Below are 20,846 nucleotides of genomic sequence, written 5' to 3'. Positions count from 1 at the left end.
AGAAAAATTAGTCTGTTTAACGTATGTTTTTGCCAAATCGTTCCATTAGCTCTTGCAAGGTGATAGTAACGATCGTTGGTTTCCCATAGAGAGATATACTTGGCGATTCGGTTGCAAAAAGCTTATCGATAAGTTCTGCCATCTCTTCATTGTCCAAAGCCACTCCGGCTTTTATCGATGCGTTTTTTGCTAGGCTTCTTGCCAGATTCTCTCTTTTATCAAGCTTTAAGTTATCACTATTATTTTTAAAATCCTCTAAAAGTTGTTCAAGAATTTTTGTTTCATTTACATTGGTGCCTAAATCCGCAGGAATACCATCAATAATGTATGTTGTTTTCCCGAACGGTCGTAACTGAAACCCCAAAGTCTGTATTTCCTGCAAAATATCCTCCATTAAAGCAAAATCTGCTGCACTCAATTCGATAGTTTGCGGAAATAAACTCTGTTGACTGCTCCCTTGGTTGTTTTCAAGTTGCTCTTTGTATTGTTCAAACAGTATTCTTTCATGTGCTGCTTGTTGGTCAATGAGCATAAAGCCGGAGTGTATCTGTGATACTATAAAACGCTGATGCAATTGAAAGAACTGTTTAGTGTTTGTCCGCTCATTTGCTGGGGTTTCTACCACAGCAATAGATTCTTTCTCTGGAAGCAAAGAAAGCTGTTCCGTTTCCTCCTGGTTGGTTATTTTGTATAGGGTATCCCAGTTTTGGGGTATTCCAGCTTTTCGTTCCAAACCTTCGGCATAGGCGGAAGAACGTGTGCCGGAGGACGGGCTTTTTCCCTCTTCAAAAGGATTAAAGTTTGGATTGAACGATATAGTGGGAGCTTGAATTTCTTCCAATGGCTTGTCTGTAATCAGGTTGGCAAAGCTGGTCTCTTGGTTGAAATCCAAGGAAGGTGTAATGTTATAACGACCTAATGAACGTTTTACCGCAGAACGGAGGATAGCATAAATAGCTTTATCATCCTCATATTTGATTTCTGTCTTTGTTGGGTGGACGTTGATATCAATTTTTGCCGGGTCAATATCTATGAATAAAACATAGAGTGGATAAGTATCAGATGGAAGAATATCATCGTAAGCATTCATGACCGCATGATTCAGATAGGGATCTTTGACAAAACGGTTATTCACGAAGAAGAACTGCTCTCCCCTTGTCTTTTTTGCAAACTCGGGCTTGCTGATAAAGCCATGTATATTAATGATGGTCGTGTCTTCTTCCACAGGGACTAAGCGTTGGTTGTAATTGTTGCCAAAGAGGTGGACAATCCGCTGTTTTAGTGTTTCGGCAGGTAAATGAAATAGCTCGTTTCCATCGCTGTGCAGGCTGAAAAAGATATCGGAATGCGCCAGGGCTATGCGCTGAAATTCATCAATGATATGGCGCATCTCCACCGGATTGCTTTTTAAAAAATTACGGCGGGCAGGAATGTTGAAGAACAGATTCTTTACCGATATACTGGTGCCCGCAGGTAGTGCCTCGGGATGTTGATCTATCACTTTTGATCCTTCGATTTCAATGATGGTTCCCAGTTCATCTTCCACACGGCGGGTTTTGAGTTCTACTTGGGCGATAGCGGCAATGGATGCCATAGCTTCGCCTCGAAAACCCATGGTGCGTATGGCAAATAGATCTTCTGCTTTGCGTATTTTAGAAGTAGCGTGCCGCTCAAAGCATAGACGGGCATCAGTGACACTCATGCCACAGCCGTTGTCAATCACTTGGATGAGTGATTTTCCTGCATCTTTGACGATAAGCTTTATCTTGTCTGCTCCGGCATCGATGGCGTTTTCCATAAGTTCCTTCACGGCAGATGCCGGGCGTTGAACAACTTCACCTGCTGCTATCTGGTTGGCCACCGAATCGGGCAATAACTGAATAATATCTGTCATACGAAGCAAAGTTACGAAATTGATAGATGCTTATAAAGGAAGTGATAAACTTAGAAGAGGATAAAAAAATAGCGAGTACCATCGAAGGTCTCGCTATTTTCTTCTAATTGTGTTAAGAGCCTATTTGAAAGCAAATACTTTGCCCAAAGACTCGTTGCTGGTAAATGTGGTGTCTAAGTCGATCAATTCACCTGTAACAATGTTGATTACCATACCATGCACGGCTAAGTCTTGGCCGTTCTTCCATGCGTTTTGAACAATAGAAGTTGTGCATAGGTTGAAGACCTGCTCTTTGGCATTCAGTTCAACCAGACGGTTTGTTTTTTCTTCTGAATCAGAAATAGCATCGATTTCGGCCGCGTGTAGTCGGTAAACATCTTTGATGTGGCACAACCAGTTGTCGATAATGCCGAATTGTTTTTGGCTTAAAGAAGCTGCTACACCTCCACAGCCATAGTGACCAGCTACGATAATGTGTTTTACTTTTAATACATTTACAGCATAGTCCAATACTGACAACATACTCATGTCAGAATGCACACACATGTTCGCAATGTTACGGTGGACAAAAACTTCACCAGGTTTTCTACCTGTTACCTCGTTTGCAGGCACGCGGCTATCTGCACAGCCTATCCATAAAATTTCTGGACTTTGGCCTTTTGCAAACTGCTCAAAGCGGCCTGTCGAGTCATTCTTGACAAACTCAACCCACTCTTTGTTTCCGTCTAATATTTTGTTGTAACCGATCTCTAATTCTTTTTGTCCCATATTGTTTTATATTTTTTTTGTCTTATAAATATTTTTTAGACAAGTTTTGTTTTAAGTGTTAAAATTAATAATCAACTTTTTTGTCATCCTGACCAAGGAAGCCTGTCTGCGGTAGGCAGGGATCTATGAGCTAAAGTAGCTTCTATAGATGTCTCCTATCGTCAACATGACAAATTAATAGAGTTCCTGTCGAGAGGAAGCTTTTAGACCCCCTCTTTTTCAAGTCTTTACTTCTTGTATGTAATAGAATCCAATTCGATATTGATACCCTTGCTGACTGCATTCATTTCGAAATCACGCAGTACTTCGATTACGTCTTTGTCGATAAACTTGCTATATCGGCCATCAATACGAATGGCTCCGGTATTCTTAGGCAAGTTATATAATTTTTGCTGAATAGGCACTTTGTTCAAGAAAGAAACCTCCTCAGCGAGTGTCATGACAACCGTATTTTCTCCGTCTTTTTCTTTTACTTCAATCTTGAATGCATTTTGCATGTTGGCTCTGATAATATAGAATACCGCGACCAAAATACCGATTCCTACACCCATCAGTAGATCTGTGAAAACGATAGCTACAATGGTAATCACAAATGGAATAAACTGATCTAATCCTTTGCGCAGCATGCTCTTGAATAGTTCCGGTTTAGCTAATTTGTAGCCTGTGTGCAAAAGGATAGCTGCCAAACACGATAGCGGAATCATATTGATTATTCCCGGAATGACAAGTAAAGCAACCAAAAGCCACATCCCGTGTAACATTGCGGCTTGTCTGGTACGTCCACCTGCTTGCACATTGGCTGAAGAGCGTACGATTACCGAAGTCATCGGAAGACCACCTAACATACCGCTGGACATATTTCCAATTCCTTGTGCGATCAACTCTCTATTGGTAGGTGTGTTACGTTTGAAAGGATCAAGCTTATCCACGGCCTCAATACTTAAAAGTGTCTCTAAGCTGGCAATAATAGCAATGGTAATAGCTACGACCCATACATCTTTGTTCAAGATTTGTGAGAAATCTGGAAAGATGAACAGGTTTGTGAACTCTTGGAAAGAAGAAACTACAGGGATAACCACATAATGGCTGTCCGTGATTGCCATAGCGGTTCCGTTGAATGCCAAAGCCAAGCCCACTCCCAGTAACACGACTACTAATGGTGCTGGAACCTTGCTTAATCCCTTGATCTTCGGCCAATATATCAATACGGCCAGTGATAGAAAACATATAATCGTTGCGCCCCAATTGATACCAGAAAGCAAGGTGTCTTTAAATGCAGCTATCCCGCCGCCGTTGTCCAATTCAAAGGCATGATCTTCTGTCAAACCAAAAGCCAACGGTATTTGTTTCAAAATGATGGTAATACCGATGGCAGCCAGCATCCCTAAGATGACAGCAGAGGGGAAATAGTTGCCTATCATCCCTGCTTTGATAATTCCCAGTATCAACTGTACGACACCGGCAATTACTACTGCCAAAAGGAATGTCTCATAAGCACCAAGTTGTTCTATGGCACCAAGGACGATAACGGTTAGCCCAGCTGCAGGTCCACTAACGCTTAGGGGCGATTTGCTGATGCTGGCAACAACAATACCTCCAATAATTCCGGTTAAAATTCCTGCAAACAATGGAGCACCGGAGGCCATTGCTATACCCAAACATAGTGGTAAGGCTACTAAAAAGACTACAACACTTGCCGGGAAGTCATATTTTAAATCTCTTTTCGATAATTTTAGAAAAGCAGATACACGAGTTCCTAACATAAAAATATTTTAATTTTGACTGTTTCAATAAGGGCACAACGATTTGTATCTTGTTGTTTCGGTAGGCTTAAAAGCCATAGTTCATAACAAAGATGATCGCGCTGTGCACAATTCCAATGAATAACGGCATGAAAAATCCTAGGGATATTCCTAGTGAAGTTTATGCCTTGCGAAAAAATAGAATTAACAGTTAGGAGGCGGGGTGGGAACGGAAGGATGGAAAGAGTAAATAAGCTTTTCATTCCGGAGATAATTGTTTTGCTTGCCTTGGTTTTCTGCAATAGGGCAGAATGTCAGGTAGTCTGAACTCTCTGTACTGAAAAATTTGGATCCGGTTTCGTGCAAATCCTCTGATGGATTGTTCCCATTTGCCGTATTTTCGATCTCCAGTTGAAGGACAACCTGAAGTATCGTTCCCTGATCCAAAACATCGACAAACATAGGTGTAGCCGATATGAGCATCTTTGTTAAAAAGACGGCAAAGCATATCTTGGCTGCAATTATTTGTCTGATATTCTTTTTCACTTTCTGTTTTTTACAGTTACAAAAATAGGGTTTTTCTGTAAAAAAACCTAACAAATAGGTAGTCCTGGTGTTAAAATTTTATTAAATCTTTGGAAGTATGGGCCTTTTGATTAAAATATGACAAACATATATCATAATTGTAATTAAAGAGTTATACTTGTATGTTATAAATGATGTCTATGCAAGCACAATTTATAGAAAAAATCACAGCTTCATATAATCCTAAAGGAGCTTTTATCCAATTAGGGTCAGGTATTCTCGATGGTCAGGTAGTTACAGGTGCCAAGGTAAACTTAGCTTTGAAGATGATGAATCGGCATGGTCTGATTGCTGGAGCTACTGGAACTGGAAAAACAAGGACGCTACAATTAATTGCAGAGCAATTATCTGATGGAGGAGTCCCTGTATTCATGTTGGATGTCAAAGGTGATTTGTCTGGACTGGCCGAACCGGGTAAAATAAATGACGCCTTGATTGAGCGTGGGAATTTAGTGGGCATTCCTTTTGAGCCAGCAAGTTTTCCTTTAGAGATATTTTCGTTGAGCGGCCGTTTAGGAGCACCGATGCGCATCACTATTGAAGATTTTGGACCGATACTGTTGTCGCGTATTTTGGATCTGAACGATACGCAGACAGGTGTGCTTGCCGCAATTTTCAAATATGCAGAAGATCATCAGTTTCCACTGGTAGATTTGTTGGACTTGAAAAAAATGCTGTCTTACTTGACCGATGGGCCAGGGGCGGCAGAGATCAAAGAGGAATACGGTAAAATCAGTACAGCAACTTCAGGCACGATTCTGCGTAAGATTGTGGCGGTGGAACAACAGGGACTTGCTCATATCTTCGGAGAGCGAGAGTTCGATATACAAGATCTTTTTAATAAAGTAGATGGGCGAGGGGTGATTACCTTATTGAACATTTCTGATGTGCAGGATCAACCACTGCTGTTTTCTACGTTCTTACTCAGCCTCCTGGCGCAATTGTTCAAAAAATTGCCAGAGGTAGGTGATTTGGATAAGCCTAAGTTAGTTTTCTTTTTTGATGAAGCACATTTGTTGTTCAAAGGAGCATCAAAGGCTTTTCTGATGCAGGTGGAGCAAATCATTCGACTGATACGTTCAAAAGGAGTTGGTGTATTTTTCTGTACACAGGCGGCGAGCGATATCCCAGAATCTGTTTTGGGGCAATTGGGGAATAGGGTACAGCATGCATTACGTGCTTTCACGCCGAATGATGCGGAAAACTTACGCAAGACCGTAAAAACCTATCCACATTCTGAATTTTATGCTATTGACAAAGTGCTGACCAGTTTAGGTACAGGTCAAGCATTGGTTACAGTGCTAAATGATAAGGGTATCCCGACAGAGGTTGTCGCTACGCATTTGGTCCCTGCTCGAGCGGTAATGGGACCTGCTGGAACGGGAGTGTATGATAATATTATCAAGCAGTCGGATTTCTATACGAAATATCAAGAGCGGGTGGAAAGGCGAAGCGCGGCAGAGATTGTTGAGGAGCGTATGAAGGCCTACGAGTTGGAACAGGAACGAGAGAAATTGGCGAAAGAAAAAGAAAAGGCACAGCAAAAACCGACTACTACCACCAGAAGAAGTACAAGGCAGACGCCGATGGAAGCGGCGACAAATCAAGCGTCACGTACATTAGCACGTGAAGGAGCTAAGTTCTTAGGAAAGCTGGCCTCTGGATTATTAAATAGCCTCTTTAAAAAGAAATAGATTTTTATCTTTGTAGAATTCGTTGATTTTAATAGGTACTAACACAAAATAAATAATTATAATGAGTAAACCAACATTGTTAATTCTTGCTGCAGGCATGGCAAGCCGGTATGGTTCGTTGAAGCAGATAGATACTTTTGGCCCTCATGGGGAAACGATCATTGATTATTCTATATACGATGCGATAAATGCCGGTTTTGGAAAAGTAATTTTTATCATTCGTGAAGAATTTGTCGATAAAATGCGTGAGGTTTTTGATGAAAAACTCAAAGGCAAAATTGAAGTTGATTATGCGTTCCAAAGCTTTGATTTAACAAGATTTGGTATTGATCGTGTTATAGAACGTTCTAAACCTTGGGGAACAGCACATGCTGTGATGAGTGCTAAGGGGCTTGTAAATGAACCTTTCTGTGTTATCAATGCGGATGACTTTTACGGAACAGATTCTTTTAACAAGATGGCGAAGTTTTTGACAACGGAAGTATCAGACGAAAAGATGGCATTAATGGGATTCCAAGTCGGCAATACGATGTCAGATTATGGCTATGTTTCACGTGGGGTGTGTGATGTCGATGAGCAAGGACATTTGAAATCGGTTACTGAACGTACGAATATATACTATGTAACCGATGAAGATGGGAATAAAAAGATCGTGTATGAAGAAAACGATGTTCAACATGATTTAGCTCCGGAGACTCGCGTATCCATGAACTTCTGGGGATTTACGCCGAAAATTTTTGAAGTTGCGGAAAGTATGTTCAAAGGTTTTGTGGAAGAAAATGCAGATAATCCAAAATCAGAATTTTTTATCCCTTCCGTACCGGATTATATGGTGAAACACGGCATGGCTGATTTTCAGGTTATCCCGACATCATCCAAATGGTTTGGTGTGACGTACAAAGAAGATAAGCCTATCGTACAAGAGAGTATCTCTAAGCTTATTGCAGATGGTGCATACCCAGATAAGCTTTTTTAAGGGAACTTATTTTAAATAAAAAAGAAAGGCTGTCTTTTTAAGACAGCCTTTCTTTTTTATTTAAAAGCAAAGAATTACTTCACTTCTTCAAATTCTACATCTTGAACATCGTCGCCACCTTTTGCGCTATTGTTTTGTCCTGCATCACCCTGAGGTTGCTGCTCTCCACCTTGTTGTGAAGCTGCGTACATCTCTTCGGAGGCTGCGTTCCAAGCATTTTGCAATTCAGCAGACGCTGTATCGATATCCGCAAAATTTCTTGCAGTATGAGCTGTTTTCAACTTTTCAAAAGCGCTTTCAATAGCCGCTTTTTTATCAGCAGAAAGCTTGTCGCCGTATTCTTTCAATTGTTTTTCAGTTGAGAAGATTAAAGCGTCAGCCGCATTGATTTTATCAGCTTCTTCTTTGATCTTTTTATCAGCTTCTGCATTGGCTTCTGCCTCTTGCTTCATTTTTTGGATCTCTTCGTCCGATAAACCTGAGGAAGCTTCAATACGGATATTTTGCTCTTTTCCTGTAGCTTTATCTTTTGCAGATACCTTAATGATACCGTTGGCATCGATATCGAAAGTTACTTCGATTTGAGGCACTCCACGAGGTGCTGGAGGAATATCCGTTAATTGGAAGCGGCCTAAAGTACGGTTTTGCGTAGCCATCGGTCTTTCCCCTTGCAATACGTGAATCTCAACGGAAGGCTGATTGTCTGCTGCGGTCGAGAATGTTTCGGACTTTTTGGTCGGGATAGTTGTGTTGGCATCGATTAATTTCGTCATCACGCCACCCATGGTTTCGATACCTAATGAAAGCGGTGTGACATCCAACAATAATACATCTTTAACCTCGCCGGTTAATACACCACCTTGAATCGCAGCACCCAATGCCACAACCTCGTCAGGGTTTACACCTTTAGATGGTTCTTTTCCGAAGAATTCTTTAACCGCGTCAACAATCGCCGGGATACGTGTCGAACCACCAACTAAGATTACTTCGTCGATGTCTGATGTACTGTAACCTGCATTTTTCAATGCGGTACGACATGGGTCGATAGTGCGTTTTATCAAGTCAGCAGCTAGGCTTTCAAATTTAGCGCGTGATAATGTACGCACTAGGTGCTTAGGCCCAGTAGCATCAGCCGTAATATAAGGTAAGTTGATTTCGGTAGAAGTTGTGCTTGACAGTTCGATTTTTGCTTTCTCGGCAGCTTCTTTCAAACGTTGCAATGCCATTGCATCTTTTTTCAAGTCGAAACCGTTGTTTTCGTTTGCGAATTCCTCTACTAACCAGTTGATGATAGCGTTATCAAAGTCATCACCACCAAGGTGTGTATCACCATCGGTTGATTTTACTTCGAATACCCCATCGCCTAATTCCAAAACAGAAACGTCGTGTGTACCACCACCACAGTCAAACACTACGATTTTCATGTCCTTGTCCGCTTTATCAAGACCATAAGCCAAAGCAGCGGCAGTAGGTTCGTTGATGATACGTTCTACTTTTAAGCCGGCAACTTCTCCAGCCTCTTTTGTAGCCTGACGTTGTGCATCGTTAAAGTAGGCTGGTACAGTAATTACGGCACGGTTAACCTCTTGTCCCAAGTAATCCTCTGCTGTTTTCTTCATTTTTTGAAGAATCATCGCTGAAATTTCTTGTGGCGTATATTTACGGTCGTCAATTTCTACACGAGGTGTATTGTTGTCGCCCTTTACTACTTTATAAGGCACTTGGGAGATTTCTTTTTGCGCTTCGTCAAAAGAAGTACCCATGAAACGTTTGATAGAATAAACAGTTTTATGAGGATTGGTAATTGCTTGACGTTTTGCAGGATCACCTACTTTACGTTCACCGCCCTCAACAAAAGCAACAATAGAAGGCGTTGTGCGTTTTCCTTCGTTGTTAGCAATAACTACAGGCTCGTTACCTTCCATCACGGCAACACATGAGTTTGTAGTTCCTAAGTCGATTCCTATAATTTTTGACATATCTAAAATATTGTTTTTTACTAATTTGTTATTTTCCTCTATTCTATCAAGTGCTATGCCAACCGTGAAAAATGCTGAAATTATAACGGATTGGCTGTTTTGGGATAAAAGTTTCTGCCAATCTGTCACGTATTGGTTTTGCATTGAGACGATAAGCCATATATTTCATCTGTTAGAACTGTCATGACATATATTTTATAACGCTCGCTTGCCACGTATAAAATTTTTTTAGCCGGAATAAATTGCTAAATTCGTGTTTGCAACATATAGAGACATGACCTTTCAGGAATATTTAGATTATTTTGAACAAATCTTAGCTTCTCCTCAGGATTACCCTGCTTATCAGGATCCGGAGTATTTAAACTATGCGAAGCTCAACTGGTCGCGAATGAACCGCTGGTTAAAACGCTTTGAGCCTAATGAGGAAATGAAGTCGATGATTTCCTCCATTACAGAACCGCAACATTGGATTGTTATTACCGAACCATGGTGTGGCGATGCAGCACATTCTGTAGCGCAACTTTATCAGATTGTGAAAAACAATCCGAATATCGATTTTGAAATTCAATTGCGGGATGCGGAGCCTTTCCTGATAGAGGATTATTTGACTAATGGTGGAAAATCTATCCCTAAATTGATTATCCGCAACGATGTGGGACACGATAAGGTGATTTGGGGGCCACGTCCACAACAATTACACGACATCTTTGTGCAGCAAAAGGAAGAGGGAAAGCCATTTGAAGAGATCAAAGAGGCTATGCAAAAATGGTATAATGAAGACAAAGGAGCGGAAATTCAACGCGAACTTTTGGTCTCGTTGCAGTAATGGTCGTATAGCATTATGCATATTGAAGAAATAAGGGACTACTGTATTGTAAAGCCTGGAGCGACAGAAGAAACACCGTTTGGTCCAGATACCTTAGTCTTTAAGGTTGGGAACAAAGTCTTTTTGCTGGTGGGGCTGGATCAGGTGGATGCGCTGAGCTTCAATGTAAAGTGTGATCCAGAATATGCGTTGGAACTACGGAACGAGTATCCGGCTACGGTTATTCCCGGTTATCATATGAATAAGAAACATTGGAATACGATTTATTGCAATCGTCAATTGCCGGATGAAAAACTTCGAAGTTTGATAGACCATAGCTATGAATTGGTCTTTGCTTCATTGCCAAAGGCGGTAAAAGAAAATGTTAAATAGTGAAAGGCGTCCATTTTGGACGCCTTTCACTATTTAATAAATCAAGTTTTCTAATAGATTTCTACGCCTCTGACGAGGATCAGAACCGCTACCGCCGAATATTCTATTGTTGTTGAGCGATTCAAAAAATTGTTCCGTAGTTAATATTTTATTCTTCTTATCGCGCCATTGCTTAGGTACATTCTCTACTGAAAAATCTACCTTGGTTGCCCAGTAGTTGATATGCATTTCAGGGATAGCCAATCCCAATATCATACCGGGAAGCCCATGGGTTAATACAGGTCCAGCAGAGAGTGGGATTTGATCCGTATAGAAGGCAACGATATAGAGAGAGTCAGGCGTTGCGCCGTTCACTCGACGACATTCGTAGCCTGCGATATTCCGATATTCATCTGTAAATCGCCATGTTATATTTTGTAGACTATCTTGCAATAGGTATTTTTCATCAAGTTCCAAAGCGATTTCTGCTTCTTGTGTCTTTATATTTTGGTAATAGATCTTGCCTTGTTGTGAAGATCTGTTAATCCCTTGTCGTATATTGCGGTTTCGAGAGCCAGACGACCTTATCGGACGATTCGGTGTTGCAGTAGTGTTCTCTTCTTGTTCGTATGGTTGCATCAATGTCTCATCTTCGTCAAACTGTAGCAAAAATTGAGAGACGGTTTTTTCAGGTATTTCATTGATGTTTCCTTCATGGCGCATGACTATTCTGGGATTGCGATTATCACTGTGCTCCTGCATCAGTTCTCGTATCCGTGCGCGTGTATACACTTCTCTGTCGAACATAATTGTGCCTTTCATTGGAAAATAAGCATGTTGGGCAATTGTTTCGGATACGCTGCCGAAGAACAGTGCGATATAGATTAAAATATTTTTAGTCATTAGCTTTAGATACTTCATTTCCATCTTTCCTCATTAACCTTCACTTTTTTTGCCCAGATTCTTGTTAAAGTCCCATTTAAGTCCAATCATGAAATATTGTGTCAACATCTGCTGCTGATTTTGTGAATACATACTGTTGCTGAAAGTTCGATTCCTATTGTTAAAGGTGTTGAAAATGTCAAAAGCTTTAACACTGAGTAATAATGATTCTGAGGTTAACAGCTTTCTGGTTAGCTCCATATTCATGTAAAATTGTTGAATAGGTTCTGGAAAAACTTTCGTTTTACCCGTATAGGTATAATAGATAGCCTGTGTAAGACTGAATTTATACGGAAGATGGTATTTGAGGTCAGTGCTGATGTTGGAATGCATAGTTGTGTTGTTGAGCCTTGTCTGTACGCTGTTTTCTTCATTCACTATACCTGTTCCGATATTGAGATTGAAATCGATAGCTTTGCTGTTTTGTTTATTAGCACTTATTCCCAGTTGGAGATTAGTATTGTTGTTTTTGTTGAGCTCTCCATTTATAAAAAGGTAACTGCTGTTGTAAGCCGATGAAACATATGGACCTAACTGGATAAGGCCATTCCAAATAGGCTTTGTATAGTTGGTATGCAGGCGTGCGTTCCAGTTGGTGTGGTCGGTTATGTTGACAAAAGTAGCCTGTGTACGACCTTGTTCGTCGATTTCCGTTTTGTTGACAATAGCATTGTCTGTCAAGGCGATGCTGGCATTTATATTAAAAGAGGAAGCCTTCAATAAACTGAATCTATTGAAGTTGAAATTGAAGCTGTGCTGATTTTCCCGTTTAAGATTTGGGTTTCCTATCGGGACATACAACTCATTGGTGCGCGGCTGTATAGGTTGAAGCTGTGCGAAGGAAGGTACATTTGTACGGTTCTGATAGCTGAGGTTCAGGTGTTTGCTGTTGCTGATGTTGTACATCGCATGCGCATTAAGACTATTTTGCCAAAAACCTCGAGTAAGATGAATGTTGTGGTAATGGTCGACCAATTCCTGTTGTCGGTAGACCATCTGATTAGAGATGTTGATGCTGAATTTCTGAAGGCGTAAGCTCAAGTTCATGTCGAAACCGTTGTCCAGGGCTTTGTCTCGCTGGTTTTTAGAGTATAAGGTGTCGAGCAGACTAAGATTCTGCGTATTGTTGTTGTACGCATCTGTTAGACCTGTTCTGTTGGACAGGTTGAAATTATATCCCATTGTGAGATAGATTTTGTCCGAAATAGGTTCGCTAAAGTTTATGGAAGCCGACATGGTGTTGTTGCGATCATCGCTGAGGCGGTTTTGGTCGATTCTTCTGGTACTGTCGAGGACTCCTTCTATGTTGTAAAGATTTGTGGTTTCATCTACCCCAGTATTGTTCTCATTATTGCTATGCTGAGTATTGAGGTGTAGGTTGAGGCTTCGTCCTTTTTGGCTTAACCTTCTTCTATAGTCCAACCGTAGATTTATACTTTCTTGTTCGCCATCGGAGTGGTTACGACTTTCAAAGTCATTGGCCAAATTATTTGCATTGCGGATGGTGTAGCTTGAAGAGGCCGATGAAGATTCGCTATAGCCTTTGTTTGCATTCAATTGAATGTTGAGATTGCTCAAAGAATCTATTTTATAACGTATTTGTGTGCGCAGTGTATTGTTTTTATTGTCCGCGTGGGAAGTAGATTTGCGTTCGGTTTCGTGGGTCATGTTATCCGAGATAATCTGCTTGCTGTAGTTTTCTGAATCGTTTGCTTGTGTGTTGTTGGTAAAATTATAGCTCGAATTAAGGTTCAGCTTCTTTTGAAGAAAGGTATTTTGATAATTGGCACCAATGCTTTTGTGTTCCGGACGGCCAATAATTTGGTTGCCCATTCGAATTCGGCTGACATCACCCGAGTTGCCCATGTTGTTCCAACTTCCATTAATGCCAATACGTTCTGATTGGTTAAATTTTGCTGTAAAAAGATTCGCGTCAAAAAGTTGTTTTGTACCCAATGAGGCCGCTGTGTTTCCGAAAAGACCCTTTCGTGCTTCTTCTTTCAGTATGACATTTACCGTCTGGAGCCTCACGCCGTCGTCTACACCTGTTAGTTCTGCCTGCTCGGATTTGCGTTCGTAGACTTGCACCTTATCGACAGCATCTGCCCGTACATTGCGTATGGCAATTTTGGGGTCATATCCAAAAAACTCCTCGCCATCGATGAGCACTTTGGAAACACTCTTTCCTTGAGCTGTAATCTCGCCAGATGCCGAAACGGTAAGTCCGGGTAGGCGACGGAGTAGATCTTCCAATTTGGCATTTTTCTCAGTTTCGAAACTGCCAGCATCATACTCTATGGTGTCTCCTTTAATCTTGATGGGAATTTTTTGTGTGATTACAATTTCTTCAAGAATATTTGTCCGAGAATCAATTTTGATAGAATCTAGCTTTAAATCTTGTGCTTTAAGATCAATGTTTGTGCTATATATTTCGAATTTGGGATAAGTAACTAAAAGTAAGTAAGGTTGAGCTGTCACTTTTTCTAGGCGAAATCTTCCCGCTTCATCCGACCGTGCAAAGTACCGCATAATGGAGTCACTATCTAGAAGGACTATAGAAGCATTTTCAAGGGCTTTATTGTCCGCTTGGTTGACAATGATACCTTCCACCGATTGCTGGGCGAACAGATTATATGTGATACTGATAAATAGGAAAAGAAAAATGTACTTTGTCATTTTCGAAAACTGCTATTCAAAGAAAAGAAGAAATCATTGGAACTTTTGTAGTGTAATGCTTTTGATAAAAAAAGATAGGAGAGGTGAAAAAAAGAGCCCACAAAAAATTGTGAGCTCTCCGTATAAGATCTATGTTTACGTATTATTTTACTTCCGAAACACGGATGGTATTCGTTCTTCCTTTTTCATTCAATGGTGTAGAAGAAGTGTTGATGACAATCTGTCCTGTTGAAACCAAATTCTTCTCTTGAAGCAATTGGTTGACATCTTGGATAGAACCGTCGGTACTTTCGAATTTGTCATAAATAAATACACGTACACCCCATAATAAACTCAATAAGTTTACTAATTTTTTATTACCTGTAAACACATAAATGTCTGTATTCGGACGGTAGCTTGAAATTTCAAAAGCTGTATATCCGGAAGAAGTCATTACTGAAATTGCAGATGCTTCTGTGTGCTGTGCCAAATAGATCGAGGAACCGCAGATCGCATCAGGGATTTTGGTGCTGTTTAAGTGCGTGCTTTCTTTTTGGCTATAATACGGGTAGGAGGTTTGCTCCACATGCGTAATTATTTTTGCCATCGTCTCGATAACGATTTCCGGGAATTCGCCAACAGACGTTTCACCACTTAGCATCACAGCATCAGCGCCATCCAACACAGAGTTTGCTACGTCATTCACTTCAGCTCTTGTCGGACGAGGCGTTGTGATCATGCTTTCCAGCATCTGGGTTGCAATAATAACCGGTTTGGAAAGGTTGCGACATTTCTGTACGATCATTTTCTGTAAACCAGGAACCTCTTCCATCGGCATTTCTACTCCAAGGTCTCCACGAGCAACCATCACGGCGTCGATGGCTTCGATAATCGCGTCGATGTTGTCAATCGCCTCAGGTTTTTCAATTTTTGCAATAACTAATGCGTGGCTACCTTTCGCTTTGATGATTTCTTTACACTGGTGAATATCTTCTGCAGAACGCACGAAAGACATTGCAATCCAGTCTGCACCATTATCTAATGCAAAGTTAAGGTTGTCTAAATCTTCTTCTGTTAATGAAGGGATGGAGACTTTGGTGTTTGGAAGGTTTACCCCTTTACGTGAAGTAAGCACACCGCCATGCACAACTTGACATTTTACGGTATCTTTATGGTTGGTGCTGATAACGCGTAGTTGCAGTTTACCATCATCCAATAAAATGATTTCGTTTTCTTTAATATCGTTCGGGAAGTTTTCGTAAGTGATATAGATACGTTTTTCATCCCCAATAAGCTCTTCTGTAGTGATTTCGACCTCAGAACCGTTTACCAATATTGCACCACCTTCGATCATTTTACCGATACGGATTTTAGGGCCTTGAAGGTCGGCCAAAATACCAACGTTGAATGGGTGTTCTGTATTGATTGCTTGGATGGTCTGTATTACTTTTAGGTGGTCGTCTTGGCTGCCATGTGAGAAATTTAGACGGCAAACATCCACGCCTTTAGCAATCATGTTGGTCAAAACGGTTTTGTCTGATGATGCTGGACCTAGCGTGGCTACGATTTTTGTCCTTTTTTGAAGCTTGTTCATTTACAATATTTTATAATTAATAAAATTCTATTTCTTTAGTCTGCGTTTTAACAGATTTGCAAAAATAACAATCTGTTTTTAAGTTAGGTTTATTTGTGGTGTAAATTTTACACTAAATATTATTTTTTCGTACTAAAATATCAGATTTTCCTTGGATTTCAATGAGGAAGGGTCTAATTCTTTTGCCAAAAGTACCTCTGGGATATTCTTAATTTCCTCGATCAAGCCTCGGAGATCTTCATCATCAATGTAATGCTTGATGAGCAAAAAATAGTCAAAATTAGGCAGTTCGCTAATTAATAGTGTCCCTTCTATGCTGCGGTTGTTGAGTAGGTAGTATTCAAATTCAAAATTTTCATCGCAATATCTGTACATGCTGAAATGGGATTTTGACACTTTTTTGAGTTTGGTTTTCTCATATACAATATGGAAATCCATTTCGTCCTTGTCTTTTTCCTTTGCATATCCTTTGTGGTCAATGTAATCTTCCTTGCCGCGGACAAACTCGATGCTGCTGTATTTCGAGATGAAATGGCAGAGCCTGTAATCTCTTAGCGGACAGCTTATCCCAATTAGAATAAAGTCCAGTTCGGAGTCGAAATCGAAATCAATGGTTAAATGTTTTTTTACAGTACTCAATTTTCGGCTTAGCTTAAATACAGTCCGAAGATACATAATTTAGTGTAAATATGAGGTGTGTTATCTTATTGTGAAATTAAAGTTGTGCGAATGTTTGCGAGATATATTTTTTTTTATTAATATTGGCTTAGTGCAGTTTAATGTTTGTTTTTAGGACATTTTGTGCTCTCATGCGTTCTTATTTTGTATCTAAAAATCAAAAAGGTTTGATTTTTGGGGAAATTTATTTTTCTTTGCACAGATTTATTAAACAAATTAAATTAGAAAATCATGTCAGATATCGCATCAAGAGTAAAAGCAATTATCGTTGAAAAGTTAGGTGTAGACGAAGCAGAAGTAACACCAGAGGCTTCATTCACGAATGATTTGGGTGCAGACTCACTTGATACAGTTGAGTTGATCATGGAATTTGAAAAAGAATTCAACGTAGCTATTCCAGATGACCAAGCTGAAAATATCAGTACAGTAGGTCAAGCTATCTCTTACTTGGAAACAAACGTTAAATAACTAATTTATTAGGCCAAACATATTTAATGGAGCTTAAAAGAGTAGTTGTAACAGGTTTAGGCGCACTTACCCCATTAGGTAACACTGTCTCAGCATACTGGGATGGGTTAATCAATGGAGTGAGTGGCGCTGCTCCTATTACGCATTTTGATGCGTCGAAATTTAAAACTCAATTCGCCTGCGAGGTGAAGGGTTTTGATCCACATGAATTTATGGATCGCAAAGAGGCGCGTAAAGTCGATCCTTTTGTTCAGTATGCTATTGCTTCTACAGATGAAGCAGTAAAAGATGCTGGATTAGAATTTGATAAATTAGATAGAAACCGTATAGGCGTTATCTGGGGAGCTGGTATTGGTGGTTTAACCACTTTTACGGAAGAGATTGCCAACTTTACCAGGGGAGATGGAACACCTCGTTTCAATCCTTTTTTCATTCCTAAGATGCTTATTGATATAGCTCCAGGGCATATTTCTATGCGTTATGGTTTACATGGTCCAAATTTTTCTGCAGTTTCTGCTTGTGCTTCTGCTACGAACGCAATGATTGATGCCTTTAACTACATACGTTTAGGTAAGGCCGATGTTATTATAACCGGTGGCTCCGAAGCAACTGTGAATGAGGCGGGAATCGGAGGCTTTAATGCAATGCATGCGCTTTCTACACGTAATGATGATCCTAAGACTGCTTCTCGTCCATTTGATAAAGACCGTGATGGTTTTGTCTCGGGCGAAGGTTCGGGAGCCATCATTCTGGAAAGTCTGGAACATGCATTAGCACGTGGCGCTAAAATCTATGCTGAAGTAGCAGGTGGTGGTATGAGTGCCGATGCGCACCACATTACCGCATCTCATCCTGAAGGATTGGGTGCTAAATTAGCGATGAAAATGGCTGTTGAGGATGCAGGACTCCAATATTCGGATATTGATTATATCAACCTTCATGGTACATCAACACCAGTTGGGGATATAAGTGAACCAAAAGCTATTATCGGTCTGTTTGGTGAACATGCTTATAGGTTAAACCTCAGCTCCACAAAATCAATGACAGGTCACCTGTTGGGTGCTGCTGGTGCGGTAGAGTCTATTGCTTCTATTTTGTCCGTGAAGAATGACATCGTTCCACCAACGATCAACCACTTTACAGATGATCCGGAAATTGATAATAACCTGAATTTTACATTTAACAAAGCTCAGAAACGCGTGGTGAACGCAGCTTTGAGCAATACGTTTGGGTTTGGTGGTCACAATGCAACTGTTATTGTGAAAAAATACCAAGCTTAAATGTCGTTAAATATTAGTTCAAGATAAAATGAATAGGCGGTTTCGTAAGAAACGGCCTATTGCTTGTTTATAGATAGCGAATGCCTTTGTCAAGGATATATTACTTGTACTTCTCACCGAATAAAGCTTACATCCGTAAACTAAAGAACATTCTTGGCTTTGTGCCTGGCAATGTAAAGCTTTATCAGATGGCCTTTCGGCATAAATCTGTCGCTATCCCTATCAAAGAGGGGGTAAAGAATAGCAATGAACGTTTGGAGTTTTTGGGGGATGCAGTGTTAGGCTCTGTAGTGGCCGAATTGCTGTTTAAGTTATATCCATATAAAGACGAAGGTTTTCTGACGGAGTTGCGCTCCAAAATCGTAAGCCGAGCTAATCTTAACCAACTTTCCCGTAAGTTGGGGTTCAATGAGCTTATTGAATATGATGCCCGAATGATTCACTATCCCAATAAACAAGGCTCATTGTTGGGCGATGCTTTTGAGGCACTGATCGGTGCTGTGTATATCGACAAAGGCTACCGTTTCACTCGGGAGTTCCTGCTTACACGCATTATTAAGCCTCATGTTGATATTCATCTGTTGGAAATTACCGAAACCAATTTCAAAAGCCGGTTAATTGAATGGTGTCAGCATTTAGGGAAAGACGTGCAATTTGTGCAAGTGGAAAACCCTCCGGGAGAGTCCTCGAAACTCTTCACAGTAGAGGTGATGGTCGATGGGGAATCTTGCGGCGTAGGGAAGGATTTCAATAAGAAAAGCGCAGAGAAACTTGCCGCTGAAAAAGCCTGTGAAAACCTAAAGGTATTTGAAACCGAAACAGTTTAATTTTGGTTAGTTGTTTAGGAGTTAACGGGTTAAGGTTTAGCTTTCTCACTGTTAACATAAACGCTTAGTTCTTCTTTCCCTTTTCAACAATAAGCTCCAAACACTTAACCACCTAACCTCTTTTAAGCAATTAAACCCCTAATCTCTTTAAACAATTAATTTCTAAAACTCCTTTTTTATTACCTTTGCGCTATGGCGACTATAAAACCTTCTTTAGCGAAAGGCACACGTGATTTTTCTCCGGCAGAAATGGAGAAAAGAAATTATATCTTCAATACTCTAAAAACAGTTTTCAAAAAATTTGGGTACAACGAAATCCAAACACCTTCTTTTGAAAATTTATCTACGTTAACAGGTAAATATGGGGAGGAAGGCGATAAGTTGATCTTCAAGATACTTAATTCTGGTGATTATCTTAGTAAAGCTCCGGAAAACCTGTTGCAGGAAAAATCCTCGAACAAGTTAATCCCTCATATTTCAGAGAAAGCGTTGCGCTATGATCTGACTGTCCCCTTTGCCCGTTATGTGGTTATGCATCAGCATGAATTGGCTATGCCGTTCAAGCGTTTTCAGATTCAGCCGGTATGGCGTGCGGATCGTCCGCAGCGTGGTCGTTATAGGGAGTTTTATCAGTGCGATGTAGATGTGGTGGGTTCACCTTCATTATTGAATGAAGCGGAGTTTATCCTTATTTACCATGAAGCGTTGTCCTTGTTGGGATTGCGGGATTTTACGATAAAGATCAATAACCGTAAGATTTTGACCGGTATCGCCGAGGTTATCGGTAAGCCAGAGCTTATCGTGGATATGACAGTAGCGATCGACAAGTTGGATAAAATAGGCTTGGAAGGGGTAAATAAAGAACTTATCGAGCGAGGATTTTCAGCGGAAGATTTAGAAGTATTGAAACCTATTATCCTTTTGGAAGGCGATAATACCGAGAAATTGACACAGATCAAAGAAGTGCTTGCGCAGTCAACAACCGGTTTACAAGGCGTGGCTGAGATAGAGGAAGTGTTTGCTTATATCACATCCCTAGGTTGTGCGGAGTTATTGACGAAATGTGTTGAAGTGGATATAACGCTAGCTCGAGGGCTTAACTATTATACAGGCTGTATCTTTGAGGTGAAGACCAATGAGGTTGCTATGGGAAGCATTGGAGGAGGAGGTCGTTACGACGATTTAACCGGGATGTTTGGTTTGAAAGATTTGACCGGTGTCGGTGTTTCCTTTGGTGCGGACCGTATATACGATGTATTGGAAGAGTTGGGACTATTCCCGCAATCGGCAGGAGCGACGACGAAAGTGCTTATTGCCAATTTTGATAAATCAACGGAGCTATTTACCTTGCCTTTGCTACAGAAATTTCGTCAGGAAGGCATTGCAACAGAGTTATATCCTACAGCTGCGAAACTGAAAAAGCAGATGAGCTATGCGGATGCAAAACGGATTCCGTATGTGTTGTTGATTGGGGAAGAAGAGATGCAATCGGGATTACTTTCCCTGAAGCATATGGAGACGGGGGAACAGCAAAAGCTTTCGGCAGAAGATGTAATCGCTCGGTTGAAATAATTTTTCATGCCTTTT

17 protein-coding genes are annotated in these 20,846 nt (G+C 40.6%); 8 read left to right on the top strand and 9 right to left on the bottom strand.

Features of this window, described 5'->3' with window-relative positions:
• Positions 1–16: 16 nt before the first annotated feature.
• From mutL to BM375_RS05320, 4 genes are all read right to left on the bottom strand, one after another.
• Positions 17–1,894, bottom strand: a complete 1,878-nt coding sequence (mutL, locus tag BM375_RS05335) for a DNA mismatch repair endonuclease MutL (protein ID WP_093364232.1) — start codon at positions 1,892–1,894, stop codon at positions 17–19.
• A 120-nt stretch (positions 1,895–2,014) separates the two neighbouring features.
• Complete coding sequence (locus BM375_RS05330) at positions 2,015–2,662, bottom strand: carbonic anhydrase (protein WP_093364231.1); 648 nt, start codon at positions 2,660–2,662, stop codon at positions 2,015–2,017.
• Between the two features lie 227 nt (positions 2,663–2,889).
• Complete coding sequence (locus BM375_RS05325; RefSeq protein ID WP_093364229.1) at positions 2,890–4,425, bottom strand: SulP family inorganic anion transporter; 1,536 nt, start codon at positions 4,423–4,425, stop codon at positions 2,890–2,892.
• A 183-nt stretch (positions 4,426–4,608) separates the two neighbouring features.
• Entirely contained in the window at positions 4,609–4,950 is a 342-nt protein-coding gene (locus tag BM375_RS05320) for a hypothetical protein (protein ID WP_244525832.1), read from the bottom strand.
• Between the two features lie 173 nt (positions 4,951–5,123).
• On the opposite strand from BM375_RS05320, the gene BM375_RS05315 reads away from it, so the two are divergent.
• A complete protein-coding gene (locus BM375_RS05315) occupies positions 5,124–6,683 on the top strand; it encodes a helicase HerA-like domain-containing protein (RefSeq protein WP_093364228.1) in 1,560 nt (519 codons plus the stop codon).
• A 61-nt stretch (positions 6,684–6,744) separates the two neighbouring features.
• A complete protein-coding gene (locus tag BM375_RS05310; protein WP_093364226.1) occupies positions 6,745–7,659 on the top strand; it encodes a nucleotidyltransferase family protein in 915 nt (304 codons plus the stop codon).
• Between the two features lie 74 nt (positions 7,660–7,733).
• On the opposite strand, the gene dnaK is transcribed toward BM375_RS05310, so the two are convergent.
• The gene (gene dnaK / locus BM375_RS05305; protein WP_093364592.1) at positions 7,734–9,638 is read right to left on the bottom strand and encodes a molecular chaperone DnaK; all 1,905 of its coding nucleotides are present in this window, start codon (positions 9,636–9,638) and stop codon (positions 7,734–7,736) included.
• A 274-nt stretch (positions 9,639–9,912) separates the two neighbouring features.
• Here dnaK and BM375_RS05300 point away from each other — a divergent pair, with 274 nt between their 5' ends.
• Together BM375_RS05300 and BM375_RS05295 are read left to right on the top strand one after the other, a co-directional pair.
• The gene (locus BM375_RS05300; protein WP_093364225.1) at positions 9,913–10,464 is read left to right on the top strand and encodes a thioredoxin family protein; all 552 of its coding nucleotides are present in this window, start codon (positions 9,913–9,915) and stop codon (positions 10,462–10,464) included.
• Positions 10,465–10,479: 15 nt separating this feature from the next.
• Positions 10,480–10,836: an MmcQ/YjbR family DNA-binding protein gene (locus BM375_RS05295; protein WP_093364223.1), complete on the top strand. Its 357-nt coding sequence runs from the start codon at positions 10,480–10,482 to the stop codon at positions 10,834–10,836.
• 33 nt (positions 10,837–10,869) lie between these two features.
• On the opposite strand, the gene BM375_RS05290 is transcribed toward BM375_RS05295, so the two are convergent.
• The 4 genes from BM375_RS05290 to BM375_RS05275 form a co-directional block, all read right to left on the bottom strand.
• Positions 10,870–11,718, bottom strand: coding sequence for a GLPGLI family protein (locus BM375_RS05290; protein ID WP_093364222.1), 849 nt, complete (start codon positions 11,716–11,718; stop codon positions 10,870–10,872).
• A 33-nt stretch (positions 11,719–11,751) separates the two neighbouring features.
• Entirely contained in the window at positions 11,752–14,433 is a 2,682-nt protein-coding gene (locus BM375_RS05285) for a TonB-dependent receptor (protein ID WP_093364220.1), read from the bottom strand.
• Positions 14,434–14,575: 142 nt separating this feature from the next.
• Positions 14,576–16,006 (bottom strand): pyruvate kinase, encoded by a 1,431-nt coding sequence (gene pyk / locus BM375_RS05280; protein ID WP_093364219.1) that lies wholly within the window; start codon positions 16,004–16,006, stop codon positions 14,576–14,578.
• A 132-nt stretch (positions 16,007–16,138) separates the two neighbouring features.
• Positions 16,139–16,645, bottom strand: a complete 507-nt coding sequence (locus BM375_RS05275) for an IPExxxVDY family protein (RefSeq protein ID WP_244525831.1) — start codon at positions 16,643–16,645, stop codon at positions 16,139–16,141.
• A gap of 270 nt (positions 16,646–16,915) precedes the next feature.
• Here BM375_RS05275 and BM375_RS05270 point away from each other — a divergent pair, with 270 nt between their 5' ends.
• The 4 genes from BM375_RS05270 (at position 16,916) to hisS (ending at position 20,831) form a co-directional block, all read left to right on the top strand.
• Entirely contained in the window at positions 16,916–17,152 is a 237-nt protein-coding gene (locus tag BM375_RS05270) for an acyl carrier protein (RefSeq protein WP_093364217.1), read from the top strand.
• Between the two features lie 26 nt (positions 17,153–17,178).
• Positions 17,179–18,432, top strand: coding sequence for a beta-ketoacyl-ACP synthase II (gene fabF, locus BM375_RS05265; protein ID WP_093364216.1), 1,254 nt, complete (start codon positions 17,179–17,181; stop codon positions 18,430–18,432).
• 80 nt (positions 18,433–18,512) lie between these two features.
• Positions 18,513–19,259, top strand: a complete 747-nt coding sequence (rnc, locus tag BM375_RS05260; RefSeq protein ID WP_170852593.1) for a ribonuclease III — start codon at positions 18,513–18,515, stop codon at positions 19,257–19,259.
• Between the two features lie 192 nt (positions 19,260–19,451).
• Positions 19,452–20,831: a histidine--tRNA ligase gene (hisS, locus tag BM375_RS05255; protein WP_093364214.1), complete on the top strand. Its 1,380-nt coding sequence runs from the start codon at positions 19,452–19,454 to the stop codon at positions 20,829–20,831.
• Positions 20,832–20,846: the final 15 nt, after the last annotated feature.

This window comes from Sphingobacterium wenxiniae (assembly GCF_900116225.1).
Lineage (GTDB): Bacteria > Bacteroidota > Bacteroidia > Sphingobacteriales > Sphingobacteriaceae > Sphingobacterium > Sphingobacterium wenxiniae.
This window is presented reverse-complemented; position numbering and strand designations above follow the sequence as displayed.